General features: G+C 48.2%; 14 protein-coding genes and 2 pseudogenes. 7 read left to right on the top strand and 9 right to left on the bottom strand.

The features are described from left to right. Positions 1–9 precede the first annotated feature (9 nt). Both ACX8ZY_RS20935 and ACX8ZY_RS20940 read right to left on the bottom strand, forming a co-directional pair. Positions 10–630: a LysE family translocator gene (locus ACX8ZY_RS20935; RefSeq protein ID WP_421665393.1), complete on the bottom strand. Its 621-nt coding sequence runs from the start codon at positions 628–630 to the stop codon at positions 10–12. A gap of 66 nt (positions 631–696) precedes the next feature. Beyond that, on the bottom strand, positions 697–1,422 hold the full coding sequence (locus ACX8ZY_RS20940) for a type 1 glutamine amidotransferase (RefSeq protein WP_331843239.1): 726 nt from the start codon (positions 1,420–1,422) through the stop codon (positions 697–699). A 113-nt stretch (positions 1,423–1,535) separates the two neighbouring features. On the opposite strand from ACX8ZY_RS20940, the gene ACX8ZY_RS20945 reads away from it, so the two are divergent. After that, complete coding sequence (locus tag ACX8ZY_RS20945) at positions 1,536–2,309, top strand: AraC family transcriptional regulator (protein ID WP_421665519.1); 774 nt, start codon at positions 1,536–1,538, stop codon at positions 2,307–2,309. A 115-nt stretch (positions 2,310–2,424) separates the two neighbouring features. Here ACX8ZY_RS20945 and ACX8ZY_RS20950 read toward each other — a convergent pair whose 3' ends face one another. Beyond that, positions 2,425–2,868 carry an NUDIX hydrolase gene (locus ACX8ZY_RS20950; protein WP_331843238.1) on the bottom strand — a complete coding sequence of 148 codons (444 nt, stop codon included), beginning with the start codon at positions 2,866–2,868 and terminating at the stop codon, positions 2,425–2,427. 284 nt (positions 2,869–3,152) lie between these two features. Here ACX8ZY_RS20950 and ACX8ZY_RS20955 point away from each other — a divergent pair, with 284 nt between their 5' ends. Next, a complete protein-coding gene (locus ACX8ZY_RS20955) occupies positions 3,153–3,701 on the top strand; it encodes a GNAT family N-acetyltransferase (protein WP_421665394.1) in 549 nt (182 codons plus the stop codon). A 97-nt stretch (positions 3,702–3,798) separates the two neighbouring features. On the opposite strand, the gene ACX8ZY_RS20960 is transcribed toward ACX8ZY_RS20955, so the two are convergent. Beyond that, positions 3,799–4,239 (bottom strand): GNAT family N-acetyltransferase, encoded by a 441-nt coding sequence (locus ACX8ZY_RS20960; protein WP_421665395.1) that lies wholly within the window; start codon positions 4,237–4,239, stop codon positions 3,799–3,801. 152 nt (positions 4,240–4,391) lie between these two features. On the opposite strand from ACX8ZY_RS20960, the pseudogene ACX8ZY_RS20965 reads away from it, so the two are divergent. The 4 genes and pseudogenes from ACX8ZY_RS20965 to ACX8ZY_RS20980 all read left to right on the top strand — a co-directional run bounded on the left by ACX8ZY_RS20965 (position 4,392) and on the right by ACX8ZY_RS20980 (position 7,989). Next, a pseudogene (locus ACX8ZY_RS20965) lies at positions 4,392–4,995 on the top strand (site-specific integrase). A gap of 190 nt (positions 4,996–5,185) precedes the next feature. Then, entirely contained in the window at positions 5,186–5,920 is a 735-nt protein-coding gene (locus ACX8ZY_RS20970; RefSeq protein WP_331843406.1) for an SDR family oxidoreductase, read from the top strand. Between the two features lie 263 nt (positions 5,921–6,183). Then, on the top strand, positions 6,184–6,942 hold the full coding sequence (locus tag ACX8ZY_RS20975) for a hypothetical protein (RefSeq protein WP_421665396.1): 759 nt from the start codon (positions 6,184–6,186) through the stop codon (positions 6,940–6,942). Positions 6,943–7,407: 465 nt separating this feature from the next. Further along, entirely contained in the window at positions 7,408–7,989 is a 582-nt protein-coding gene (locus ACX8ZY_RS20980) for a DUF6886 family protein (protein WP_421665397.1), read from the top strand. Positions 7,990–8,226: 237 nt separating this feature from the next. Here the strand turns inward: ACX8ZY_RS20980 and ACX8ZY_RS20985 are convergent, their stop codons facing one another. The 5 genes and pseudogenes from ACX8ZY_RS20985 to ACX8ZY_RS21005 form a co-directional block, all read right to left on the bottom strand. Next, positions 8,227–8,454, bottom strand: coding sequence for an Imm74 family immunity protein (locus ACX8ZY_RS20985; protein ID WP_109651256.1), 228 nt, complete (start codon positions 8,452–8,454; stop codon positions 8,227–8,229). 1 nt (position 8,455) lies between these two features. Continuing rightward, positions 8,456–9,619 carry a PAAR domain-containing protein gene (locus ACX8ZY_RS20990; protein ID WP_421665398.1) on the bottom strand — a complete coding sequence of 388 codons (1,164 nt, stop codon included), beginning with the start codon at positions 9,617–9,619 and terminating at the stop codon, positions 8,456–8,458. A 2-nt stretch (positions 9,620–9,621) separates the two neighbouring features. Further along, positions 9,622–10,422, bottom strand: coding sequence for a DcrB-related protein (locus ACX8ZY_RS20995; protein ID WP_425021207.1), 801 nt, complete (start codon positions 10,420–10,422; stop codon positions 9,622–9,624). A 364-nt stretch (positions 10,423–10,786) separates the two neighbouring features. Further along, on the bottom strand, positions 10,787–11,077 hold the full coding sequence (locus ACX8ZY_RS21000) for a Bor family protein (RefSeq protein WP_010259114.1): 291 nt from the start codon (positions 11,075–11,077) through the stop codon (positions 10,787–10,789). 199 nt (positions 11,078–11,276) lie between these two features. Next, a pseudogene (locus ACX8ZY_RS21005) lies at positions 11,277–11,411 on the bottom strand (molecular chaperone DnaJ); the annotation flags it as partial. A 155-nt stretch (positions 11,412–11,566) separates the two neighbouring features. Between ACX8ZY_RS21005 and ACX8ZY_RS21010 the strand changes: the two are divergent. Further along, positions 11,567–12,250, top strand: coding sequence for an O-methyltransferase (locus ACX8ZY_RS21010; RefSeq protein ID WP_421665400.1), 684 nt, complete (start codon positions 11,567–11,569; stop codon positions 12,248–12,250). Positions 12,251–12,570: the final 320 nt, after the last annotated feature.

Here is a 12,570-nt window from a genome sequence, read left to right on the forward strand (position 1 = left end):
TGACAGAGATCATCTCAGAAGGAGCCGGATCCCCAGATACCCCATCACCAGCCCACTCGCTTTATCCAGCCGGGATTTGTATTTCATATAGGTGAGACGTGGCTTTTCAGCCGATAACAGCCATGCCACCAGGCCATACCAGACTGCATCAATGAAGAACGCCATACCGGGCAACAAAAGATAAAGATAGGGCGAGATATGCTGACTGAGCAGCGCAGCAAAAATACTGCCAAATACAATTGCTGTATTCGGATTACTGAGCTGAGTCGCCATACCGGTAAGAAACGCGCGGCCCGGACGGTGTGCGTTTTCGCCTCCCAGGCTCAGATCCAGGCTGTTGCCCGTTCTGAAAAGCATGCCACAGCCAAGCCAGAGAAGGTAAACCCCACCGGCGGTTTTAAGCACGGCATACTGCCAGGGAACCAGCTCCAGCAGAGAGTGCAGCCCGGCCAGCGCAATAACTGAGAAAATCATGCATCCCACGCCCATGCCTGCGGCGGCGGAGAGCGCACTGAGGCGAGATGAGACGACGGCAGTACGTACTATCATGATGAAGCTTGGTCCGGGACTCATGGCGCCTACCAGGATAGCGCCGGCTATCGTCAGAAGGGCGGCTGGCGATTCAGTCATAGTGTTACCTGCACTGTTAGTTTCAGAATTGCCTCTTTTGAGCTGGATAATCTGCGCAAAAGACGATCATTGACGGCTCTGGTTGTAACGCCCGGCCAGTTTGTCCAGGAATGTGAACAGAGCCTGGTTCATCTCCCGGTAATCATGTGCACGCAGTTGTGCAGGCGTATGGACAAAGCGGTATTCACCCGCCCGGCCCAGATCCTTTTCGGAGTGGGCAATAAGCAGTTCGACTACTTCCGGTGTCAGCTCCATGTGGCACTGGAAACCGAACACCAGATCGCTGTAGGCGACGATCTGACGCGGGCACCCTTCACTGTGGGCGATGACCGTGGCATCAGGCGTCAGCCCAGGCATATCGTTATGCCAGTGACCGACCTCAAGCGTGTGTCCGAAATGTGAAAACAGCTCATGCTGTTGCCCTGCCTGCGTCAGAGAGACAGGAAACTTGCCGATCTCTTTTTCCGGGCTGTGTGCAAAAGAAGCACCGAGCGCCTCACCAATGAGCTGGGAACCCAGGCAGATGCCAATAACGGCTTTACCTGCGCGCACAGCGGATGCGATGACCGCCTGCTCAGCCTTTGCATCAAAATGCGGGCACTCTTCAGGGGTGGTTTCCGGGTCCTGTGGACCGCCCATAACAATCAAAAAATCGATGTCATCCACGCTGGACGGTAGAGCCTCACCTTCATAAACTCGTGAATAGGTGACGTGATTACCTTTGCCTATGGCCCAGGACTCATAAGCGCCGGGAGCCTCAAAACTTTCATGGATGATGAAATGCACGTGCATTTAAAGATGCTCCTGTAATGCTTATGTTAACCTTAATTTTTCAAGTTTCACCCTGCCGGGATGTTATGAATCGGGTGAGTCCAACTAAGATAACTGCAGGAACTAAATTTGAAATGCCAGGTAGCATAGATAAAGCGCCAAGACATGATGAAGCGACGGGATGGTCTTGCACCGCCATCAGCTATCAACGCGGAGAGACCGATCCTCCTCATCATCATATTGAAGGACAGCTGTTATTTGCTACCAGGGGCGTTATGTTGGTTGAAACAGAGGGCAATCGTTGGGTGATCCCCCCTCAGCGGGCATTGTGGCTACCGCCTCTGCAGATTCACAGCTACAACCTGCTATCCCACACCGACTTACGGGCTATTTATTTCAGTAGCAGTCTTATCGAAGAATGCCTGAATTTTACGAAGAGTCGCCAGGTGCATGTGATTACAGCCACCGCACTGGTGAAAGAGCTGATAGCCGGGCTTTTCAATGTCGATTACACTGGACCGAGCCAGCGTAAAATGGCGCTGTTAATTTTAGAAATTCTCAGTGAGGCAACGCCTTTGACCGCGGAGCTACCTATGCCGCATGATGAGCGCTTAAACAGGGCAACCAAAGAGTTACTGGTCAGTCACCGCTGGGAAGCGTCTCTAAGCGATCTGGCCCATATTGCCAATATGTCTGAACGCACCTTTTCGCGAATGTTTATTAAGGATACGGGCTTCAGCTTCAGAACCTGGAAGCAAAGAGCAAGAATTTGTGCGTCATTAGATCTCCTCGCCAATGGCATCTCAATTAAGCAGGTCTCCTACCAACTGGGTTTCTCATGTCCGGCTGCATTTACCGCTGCATTTCGTTCCATTCTGGAATTAACACCACGCAATTTTCTTCTTTAGCACACGGCCAATGTCCGCTTTTCGCTCATAGCGGACATTAGCCTGCTCAACGTCCGCTTTGAGCCAGGAGCGGACGTTCAGGGTATCATGTTGCAGTTAACGTTAAAGGTCCGGCTTACTCGCTTTCAAGTATGTTAATGATTAAATCGCGTGGAAAAATTGTCTCACTGGTGTGTATGAGTTCTTCTATTGTCCACCAGTGATAATCGCGTATGACTTCCTTTTCATTGCTACTCCACCCTGAGAGGTCGAGCTCAACTGTATTTGCATCAATCATAAAGAAATGCTCTTCAGCAAGTACATTCTCCCCACTTGGTAGCATCATTGTGAAGGTCTGGGATGCTATCTGTGGTCCTGTTAATGTTCTTGTCAAACCCGTTTCTTCAAATAATTCGCGTATAGCGGCCTGCTCGAAAGATTCATTTTTTTCAAGCCCTCCACCTGGAGTTGCCCAGTATGTTTTTCCTCTCAGAGCACCATCTTTATGACAGAACCTAAAGAGCAGGACGCGATTTTCAGGCGAAAGAATGATCAGTCGAGATGATGGTCGAATGCGCACGTACCCCCCTTAAAAAGCATAAATACTGATTCTTGATATTTATATATACATAAATTGCAGCCTGAATCGGCCTATTGGTCTGTATTTTCTTACATCTTTAATCTCACTCAGCGTCCGCTCCTCGCTCAAAGCGGACATTATTTAGCGTCGGTATTGTGCCAGTAGCGGACGCTGAAGCCGTAATACCATCTTTGCATGATGCAACAGATGACGGTATGTGCATATTTTTCGTAAGGTAAACAAAATCTGATCGGGAATTCATCAACCACCAAGGATAATTGCCCATGCCAACCCCCACACTTACAACAGATCGGTTGCTTTTGAAACCATTAGTCGCCGAAGATGCTAAGCAGATCCAGACGCTTTATCCCCGCTGGGAAATAGTCCGCTATATGGTGGCATCGGTCCCCTGGCCTTATCCAGAGAATGGTGCAGAGAATTACGTCAATAACGTTGCTCTGCCTGACATGGCGAGCAGAATTGCATGGTTCTGGACTATCAGAAATCGTGAGATACCAGATAAAGTCATGGGCTTGATCTGTCTTTACGATGAAGAAGATAACAATCGTGGATTCTGGCTCGCACCGGAATATCAGGGTCAGGGCTATATGCGTGAGGCTAGTATTGCGGCTACAGATTACTGGTTCAATGTGTTGAATAAGCCGGTGTTACGCGCACCTAAAGCAGCCCTTAACAGCCGCTCTCAACGTATTTCGGTCACTAGCGGAATGCGGCTTATCAAAACTGTTAAGAAGGAGTATGTCAGCGGCCTTCTGGATTCTGAGCTTTGGGAAATCACCCGCGATGAGTGGAATGCTCGAAAATTTCAATGATACCAGGAATAACACGTTCGCTTCGCTCTCATAACAGACATGCCGGTCCACTGGCTGCTGCCTGCCAAAAGCGGAGCTCTATAAGAGCTGTAGAAGGTCAACTACCACGATGCTTCTCTAATCGAATAAAAGCGTCATCTAATGTTGTCTTATTACCCCAGCCGAGTTGCATGTAGAATTTGGCCGCACGGCTGTTTTTATCTGTTTCCAGCCAGGCAACTTCGTGATGTTTGAACAACTCTTGTTCCGCAATCTTTGTAAGTCTGCGACCGATGCCTCTGCCTTCATAGGCAGGAAGGACAAAAAGACCATAAAGAGAGCCTTTCTCCCTTAAAATCATCAAAAAACCCACCACTTCATCATCATCTGTTGCAACCCATGCGCAACTACCCTCTTTGATCATATTGCTCACGGTAGTTTCGGTGATGCCCATCTCCCGCATCTCTTCACGGCTCAGATGATTTTCGGCGACTGATGTTCTGACAGTGAAAATACCTTCAACGTCAGACAATTGAGCTGGTCTTATATGTATATTCATTAGTCTTATTCTATGTATGACAAAGATAAATTTTAATCATATCCTTTACAGAATGATTGAACTTTGAGCGAAATCGCTGCTGCACATCATCTCCGCTGCTCGCTCATATTGGACGACCATAATCACATCTCCTAACCCAATGGAGATTGAGCATGACAACATTCCCATGGAACAAGGGTCGTCTTATTGGCCAGAAACGGCCTCTTCAGATCTCTCATATCTGGGGAATCAGTATCAGACTTGAGCTGGAAGGAAAAGTACGCGATTTAGCTCTGTTTAACATGGCTCTGGACAGTAAACTTCGGGGCTGTGATCTGGTTAAGCTAAAAGTTTCTGATGTGGCCTATGGCACTCTGTTTCGGGCAGAGCGACAGTGCTGCAGCAAAAAACGGGAAGCCCCGTTCAGTTTGAACTGACTAAGGGAACCAAAGAGGCTGTAGCCGCGTTGATTAAAATGGCTCATCTACGTAGTAGCGACTATCTGTTCCAGTCCCGCGTCGGTTCTTCACGACATATCTCAACCAGGCAATATAACCGTATTTTTCATGGATGGATTGATAAGCTAGGTCTCGACGAGACTCTGTACAGTACGCATTCTATGCGAAGAACCAAGCCATATCTGATCTATAAAAAAAAACGAAGAATCTTCGAGTGATCCAGCTACTGTTAGGTCACAAAAAACTCGAAAGTACAGTCCGTTATCTCGGTATTGAAGTGGATGATGCCCTGGAGATATCTGAGTCTATTGAAGTTTAATTTGTGAGGGCTGCAACAGCAGCCCTGTGCCAGAAGCGGACATTGCTAATCCCCTGACACACGCTAAACAGTTTGCAGTGCAGCTTATTTCTGTTCCCTATGTAAAAAGAGCATTAACTGAAAGATGTCAATTAACTTCCTCATGTATATCTACATCCACACATAGTCATCAGGAAAGGGATGAATGAAGATGCTGAGAGGTAAAAGAGCTGTTATTACCGGCGGCGGCGGGGGATTTGGCCAGGCGCTGTGCGTGTGGCTGGCACGAGAGGGCGTCGAGGTGGATTTTTGCGCACGGCGGGCTGAAGATATTCAAAAAACCTGCAGCATCATCACTGCTGAAAGCGGCATTGCAAAAGGGTATATCTGTGATTTAACCCGGCCTGAATCCCTTTCTCAGTTTTCTTCACAGCTGTTAATTTCAGACAAGCCTATAGACATTTTAATCCTGAATGCTGCTCAGTGGTTGTCAGGGAGATTAGACGATCAGCCCGACACAGAAATTATCAATACCATCAGTTCAGGTCTGACAGGTTCGATTCTACTGACTCAGGCTCTGCTGCCCGGGTTAAGACGTTCAGACAATGCTGATATCGTCTCAATTATATCTTCATGTGGGATCCCGAATTTTACGGATTCAATTGCGCATCCTGCTTTTTTCGCTAGCAAACATGGGCTTAGCGGGTTTATCACCAAACTGTCACAGCAGTTGTCCGAAGAAAACATACGTGTGACCGGGTTATATCCACCGGATTTCGAACTTACAGGATTAGATACGCTTGTCGACAGTGAATTCAGAATGGGGGAATGTCTGATGAATGGGCGCTCAGTCTGGGAAACAATTCGTTTTGTGCTGACTCAGCCACGTAGTTGTCATATAAGCAGTATCTACTTTCAAGGTCCAACTCGCGAAGACCTGGGATAAGAGTGGCTAAAAGCCAATAGAGTTAAACAAACATTCATACTTCCGCTCTTCGCTCATAGCGGCCTCTAGCTCAGTTAGCTTGTCCGCTTCGTGCCAGAAGCGGACGTTTCTTACAACAATCTAAGTTGATCATCGGCGAGCAGACCACCATCTGCCACCACTCTGATTTATCCGGTAATGGAAATTGCGCGCCTTTACGCTCTGTTCAGAGGTAATGGAAGGAACATTTAGTTAGGAAATTCGTTTAACGGAGTGATTGTATTTTGGAAAAGATTCATGCAACTGAGGTGAAATATATCAAGCTGGGAGTGGGAGGCGAATGGGAACATGAGTGCCTGACATCTGGCATTATTAAGTTTGGATACCATAAGACGCCCCATAAGATGTGCCTTGAAGGAAAGTGGCAGGATGTGCAGAAAGTCTGGGAAAAAGAAAGGAACAATAATAAGACCACTGCCAAAAATGATGTCAGACAGATAAAGACATTTTATACCGCTACCCCCGAAACACTTTTCATTACCTTCAGCCAGGGGTTATTGCATTGGTGCCATCCTTCTGGAGAAGTCACTGAACTGGAAGATGGCAGCAGGATCCGCCAAACGGTGGACGGATGGCACAGCCATAGTCTGGCCGGTAACCTACTGTCCCACAGCGTCCTGAGCGGAGCTTTACTCGCTACACAGAATTACCGGGGGACCATCTGCGATGTGCGTTTAGCCGATTACGCTCTGCGAAAAATCAATGATGAACAATCGCCGGAAATTATCATCGCTGATAATGCTAAGGCTCAATATCTGATGGCTATTACCAATCTGTATAGTTTGCTTACCTGGCAGGACTTTGAGTTGCTCGTAGATCTAATTTTCTCTGCTAGTGGATGGAGAAGAACTGGGAGCCTTGGCAAGACACAAAAAACTGTCGATATTGAACTTGAACTACCCACTACCAAAGAACGGGCATTTGTGCAGGTGAAGTCTGATGCTAATCAGTCTGTATTCTCAGAGTATTTGTCACGGTTTTAGACAAGTGACAGCTATGATCGGATGTTCTTTGTCTGGCATCAAGGGACATTAAGTGAGGATCTCAATGCTGAAGGCGTCACTATGATTGGGCCTACAAAGCTTGCAGAACTCATACTGGTCACCGGGCTAGCCCAATGGCTTAGAAATAAGGTTTCGTAATAGCCCTCCACCTTATCGGTCACAGGCATTTTTTATAGAAGATGCCTTTTATTTCTCTGTGTCGTGGATAGCTAAATTTGGCCACGGTCAAAGGTATGTTGATATCCGCTCCTCGCTCATTGCGGACCTTCAAGAGCGCAGGTTTTCTGCGTGCCAGTAGCGGACATCTCACATATCCACATTCGCATATGATCCGCTGCGGCCTACTTCAAGGAAATTAAGCTAAGTAACATTCATATGGATGACACTTTAGATACTCAAAATGATTTATTCGGAATATTGGATACATTTTGAATGGAGCCTTAAGTGCGTCTTTTTCATTTCAGCGATAGTCCTGATATCAGCATATTCAAACCTCGCCCAATAAGGGTTCATGTCGACAGGCCTGCTGGACAAGAGTGGTTAAATGGGTCACTGGTATGGGCTACTGATGAAGCTCACGAATTACTTTATCTTTTCCCTCGGGAGTGTCCGCGCATCGTATTTTGGCCACTACCTGATACAAACAGAGTGGACCTTGAACAATGGATGGGAAACAACTCACATGCTACTGCCATTGCCTGCATCGAGCATGCATGGCTATCACGCTTTCAAAATGGAAAAGTTTACAGATATGAATTGCCTGTAGATCACTTTGAGCCAACGGGAGAGGTCGGTATGTGGGTATCCCGGACAAACGTTATCCCAACTGGCTTGAAGGTAATTTCAAACCTGGATGCTGAACTTATATCAAGGAATATCACGCTTCGTGTAATGGAGAGACTCACGCCACTCAAAAGTATATGGCTGACATCGCTTCACGCTAGCGGCATTAGATTGAGAAACGCACAAGACTGGGGAAAACCAGGCTGGTCGCATTCGAAACCGGGCCGCCAGGTTATCGTATAAATTTATAATTGATAAGTTAGGCCTTTGAGCAAACGTCAGTGATGTCCGCCTCTCGCTCATAGCGGACCTTGCCTGCCGTCAGCCCGCTTTGTGCCAGAAGCGGACATTGCTTGCATCATGGTATGTTAATTTACGGAGGGCTGGTCAGAACGGCTATTCCCCCCTCACCGCCTGTCTGAATGTTGTGGCGGGAGTGGTATGTGAAAGTGATTAGCAGGCCACCTTCACGGTACAGATTTAAACAAATTTCAGGACCATATGAGATCCTTGGGTTTTTTTGACTGCTTCATCGATATAGTGCTGGCGAACGGCATCAGTAACAGGTTCACTTTCATAGGGGGGTTCAAACTGTCTCATGGTGTTTTTTTCAGCCACAAAACCACCCACGACCATCTCACCTTCTGCCCTGATTTTTCTGCCGTCGATATCGAGCATCACATACGAACTGGTGCCTGTAATTTTCATTTCAGTTATCCCTTACAAAAATGACTTTTTCCGTCTGTGATACCGGATCGATTGTGGTGATTTTCGTGACATTATCATTACCCATAAGGCGCGGTAACTCAACGTTTTCCCATATATTGCCTTCACGCAGCGACTGTCCCACTACGGCTCTGACTTCTCCTGATACCTGTTTTGCATAAGACGTGGAGACATCCTCCCAAGCCTTGATGCTCTGGGGGTTATCGAAATCCCATTCAGGCATTTTAATATTTTTATCTTTGATTGTGGATTCGAGCGTGACACCTCCACGGGACTTCGCGATGGATTCTGCGACATCAGGGCCGCCGACACCTTCAGTGCGTCCTGACCAGAAAAAGGCACTGTCCGGATCTGTGGCAAATTGGGTTTCAATTTCTTTAAGGTTGATAAGGCTCTTAGGCGTGTTGCGCCACGCATTGAAGGCTGCACCTCCTTTTGCACCGGCAAAGCCGCCTGCAAACGCACCGCCTAGCGAAAGCCACTTCTGACCGTCAGAGTCTTCTCCCCATAACTTCCCGCCTATGTAAGCGCCACCATAGCCCCCACCAAGGCCTCCTGCAAAACCCAGCAGGGCTATCGCCGGTCCTGCCAGAACGGCCGTGGCCGCGAGCCCCACGCCCAGTAGTACTCTATCCACCCAGTCAGGGATTTCAGGACTGATTACGTCAGTCTGCTCTTTACTGCCACCAATAATGACGTTAGGAGATCCGTCGTTGATGACACCACTGCAAGCCAGGCGGTCCCCCGACCTAGCAGCGGGCAGTCCGTTGATATAAACGCGTGAAGATCCTTCTGCCACCCGCTGTAAGGCCGGGCCGTGCTCGTCACAGTCCCCCACAGACATATGCGACATTACCGCCGGCCTTCCGTTGATGAACACATTGGACGAACCAGTAACCAGATGGCCGGTTTCGTGGTGGGGTGCCCATGACATACTGCCCAGAACTTCTCCCAGCCCACCACCGCCAGCTGCGCCAGCGACCGTCGCGGCCAGGACTACCGTTCCGACGCCCCCCGTGGCCAGCGTGAACGCCGCACCGGCAATAGCCCCACCTATCAGACCGAGCACCAGCCAGCCTTTAGAGGCGGAGTGTTCAATGCCGTCCCCCACGCGCGCAGCGGAAAAGGCTTCAACGGCACCACTCATTTTTAATTCATCCGCTGACTGAGATAAGCCTCAACGGCTTCAGTGGTATCCAGTCCGTCAATACCCCGGACACTTCTGGCCAGAAGCAGACTTGATATCAGTCCAGGTATCCTGGCACCTGTCATCTCCCACAGCGCAAAGCGGCCAGCATGCTCGCCGTCAGGTATCGGAGACAGCATCAGCGGTTCGCCGGCAACGTCAAAGAACAAATAGCTGCCGTTCCTGGCCCTACTGAGATCAATCGACGAGTAAAGGTCAGAAATTGAAGGGAACACGCTCAGTTCGCGGCTGTCACGGTCAAAGCTGAAGAAGAGTTCCTGACTGTCGGCGGGGATCTGGCTTCCCCTTGCAGGAGAACCCGGTGCATTATCCGGAAACGTAATGCTGTCCGTGATACTGTCGTAGATCCTGCCGTGGTAATCGTCAAACGCATCCGGGCAGGTGCCAATAAAGCAGAGCAGCTTTATTCCCGTACTATTTTCAGATGTCAGTACCACCCTCTGCTTCTGAAAGATGATTCTTTCGCCGGATTTGAAACTGTAAAACAGTTCCAGAGCCTGCCTGCCATTCAGTTCAGTGAGCCGAGCATGTTTGAGTGAGAGATCCTGCAAAGTCGCCTGGAGTTCGGATGACAGCCTCTGGGATACTGACTGAAGCGTGTCTTCTGCAGCAGCCGTAGCACGTGAAATCACGAAGGTGAATTCATTGGCATTCGTATGGCTGAGGGTAAAGAGGTTCATGGTGCGATCGCGAAATACGTCAGGCACCGTAATGTTGCAGTCCTGCAAGGTATATTCAGACACGTAAAGCTTCTCCGGTCCGTGAGTCCGGACCAGAATATCAACGTTTATAAAAATGGTCTCTAATGATTCTGATTTAAATTTGATCTAATTCAAAGGGTTTCTTTACACCTTCTGACCTGCTCCCTGATAATTCACACAGAAGACTGTTATCAATGTCCGCTTTTCGCTCAAAGCGGACTGACACGCATCAACAGCTTACCACTGCTTTTACCAGGCTGGACGACGTTGCCTGAACTCGTTTCGGATATCGTCGTCAGCAGGCGAGCCGCGCAGCGGTGCGAGAGCAGAATTTAATAGTTACAATATACTAATGCGATTTAATAACAGGCGCAGGATTAGGCCGGCGAACCGGCCTGAGGCATTATCAGATGGCGCAATAAACGCGCGCTTCACGTGGCGTGTAGATACCAAACGTCACCACGCTCAGTAAGCCATTAACAAACGTCTGCTGCACTTCAACCCGGTTAACTTTTTCCTGGCCGCCGCACACCTGCGCCGCATCAATGCTCTTACGCTGACCGATACCTGAAACAAAGAACGGCTGGCTGGTGGTTTTCGTCGCCGCACCAACTTGATTCTGTTTCATTACGAAAGTCTGCTGCGCACAGCCGGTTAAACTCAGAGCCAACAACGCCGCAACACAAAGCTTGTTCATAAATATCCTTATCGCCTGAAATGAAAAAAAATGCTGAGTGAAATCATCACTCAGCCAGCAATCAGGTTATCGACAACGAAAGCGGAAACATGAGAAAAATTTTTAAGTACCCCTAACGGATACGTTTTGCTGAATAGTACAGCAATAAAAAAAGCCCCTGCACAGCAGGAGCTTTTTATGTTTACCGCAGCGTTTCCGCTTAGCGAGTCAAATCGTAGAAGAACTTTTTGACGCCATCGAGAAAGCTTTTTGAATGCGGACTGTTCTTCTCGCCCGCCGCACCATCAAAGCTCTATTCCGGCTCACGCAGCAGCGACTTATGCTTCTCGCTCATAGCGGACCCAGGGCTGCCGTCAGTCCGCTTTGTACCAGGAGCGGACATTCGTAGCTCTGCAAAATTTAATGTCCCGAGGAGCGGTAACGTGCCAGGTGCTGTAACAATAGGCATCTAAACTTCCTAAATGGACACTGATGGAGAATAGATTCCCTATGCGAACCCCTGATTACGCCTCCCGAGATTCTGATAAATGGTCACAGGTAGATGCCTGGTTTGCTGAACAGCTCGCGCCTGAAGGAGCAGATTTAAAATACACACTTTCTAATAACTTAGAGCAAGGATTACCCACACACGATGTGTCTGCTTTGCAGGGGAAAATGCTGGCCATTTTCATTAAAATGACTCGATCTGTCCGCGTTCTTGAAATAGGAACGCTTGGAGGTTACAGCACGATATGGATGGCCAATGCTCTGCCCCAACATGGAAGCATAACGACCATTGAGTTTAATAAGCATCATGCAGAGGTTGCCCACCAGAATATAAAAAATGCCGGATTAACTGAGCGCGTCGAGCTTCACACTGGTGCTGCACTTGATGTCCTACCTACGCTTAAAGCACCGTTTGACCTTATTTTTATCGACGCCGATAAAGTAAATAACCCACGCTATCTGGAATGGGCAATCAGATTGTCGAAGCAAGGCACTGTAATTGTGGGGGATAACTCAGTGCGTGGTGGTAGTGTGATTGATTCTGCTAGTGATGATCCTAATGTGAAGGGTCTGAGAGAGTTTATTCAGATAATTTCAGCTGATGAGCGACTTGAGGCCACAGCCATTCAGACTGTTGGTGAAAAGGGATGGGATGGTTTCGTCATGGCTGTAGTTAAAGCCATATAATTATCTATCTTACCAACGCAAATTTCAGCCGCCGCCAGGCGGTCTTTTCATACCATTCCCTGTAGATTATTAGACGCCGAACTCCTCATTGATTATCGCGTACTGATTTTACTCATACTTTCGTTCTGGCCCAATTAATTCTGAAGTTTTTTTAGCAAGCAGGTCTGCTTCTAGCTCATAGCGGACTTTGCATCTGGGTCAATCTGCTTTGTGCCAGAAACCGATATTCATATAGAGGCCGGTACAGCAGGATGTTAAGATTCTTATGCAACCGTCAATTCGAGCCGGTAACAAAAAGATCCGCTTGTCAGCAGATCTTT

The organism is Pantoea sp. XAF26B01_ASV70 (assembly GCF_054512635.1).

Excerpts from the sequence above, each read along its gene's own strand:
- ACX8ZY_RS21010 (WP_421665400.1), top strand. The coding sequence starts at position 11,567 with ATGCGAACCCCTGATTACGCCTCCCGAGATTCTGATAAATGGTCACAG.
- ACX8ZY_RS20990 (WP_421665398.1), bottom strand. The coding sequence starts at position 9,619 with ATGAGTGGTGCCGTTGAAGCCTTTTCCGCTGCGCGCGTGGGGGACGGC.
- ACX8ZY_RS20985 (WP_109651256.1), bottom strand. The coding sequence starts at position 8,454 with ATGAAAATTACAGGCACCAGTTCGTATGTGATGCTCGATATCGACGGC.
- ACX8ZY_RS20940 (WP_331843239.1), bottom strand. The coding sequence starts at position 1,422 with ATGCACGTGCATTTCATCATCCATGAAAGTTTTGAGGCTCCCGGCGCT.
- ACX8ZY_RS20955 (WP_421665394.1), top strand. The coding sequence starts at position 3,153 with ATGCCAACCCCCACACTTACAACAGATCGGTTGCTTTTGAAACCATTA.
- ACX8ZY_RS20945 (WP_421665519.1), top strand. The coding sequence starts at position 1,536 with ATGCCAGGTAGCATAGATAAAGCGCCAAGACATGATGAAGCGACGGGA.
- ACX8ZY_RS20960 (WP_421665395.1), bottom strand. The coding sequence starts at position 4,239 with ATGAATATACATATAAGACCAGCTCAATTGTCTGACGTTGAAGGTATT.
- ACX8ZY_RS20935 (WP_421665393.1), bottom strand. The coding sequence starts at position 630 with ATGACTGAATCGCCAGCCGCCCTTCTGACGATAGCCGGCGCTATCCTG.
- ACX8ZY_RS20970 (WP_331843406.1), top strand. The coding sequence starts at position 5,186 with ATGCTGAGAGGTAAAAGAGCTGTTATTACCGGCGGCGGCGGGGGATTT.
- ACX8ZY_RS21000 (WP_010259114.1), bottom strand. The coding sequence starts at position 11,077 with ATGAACAAGCTTTGTGTTGCGGCGTTGTTGGCTCTGAGTTTAACCGGC.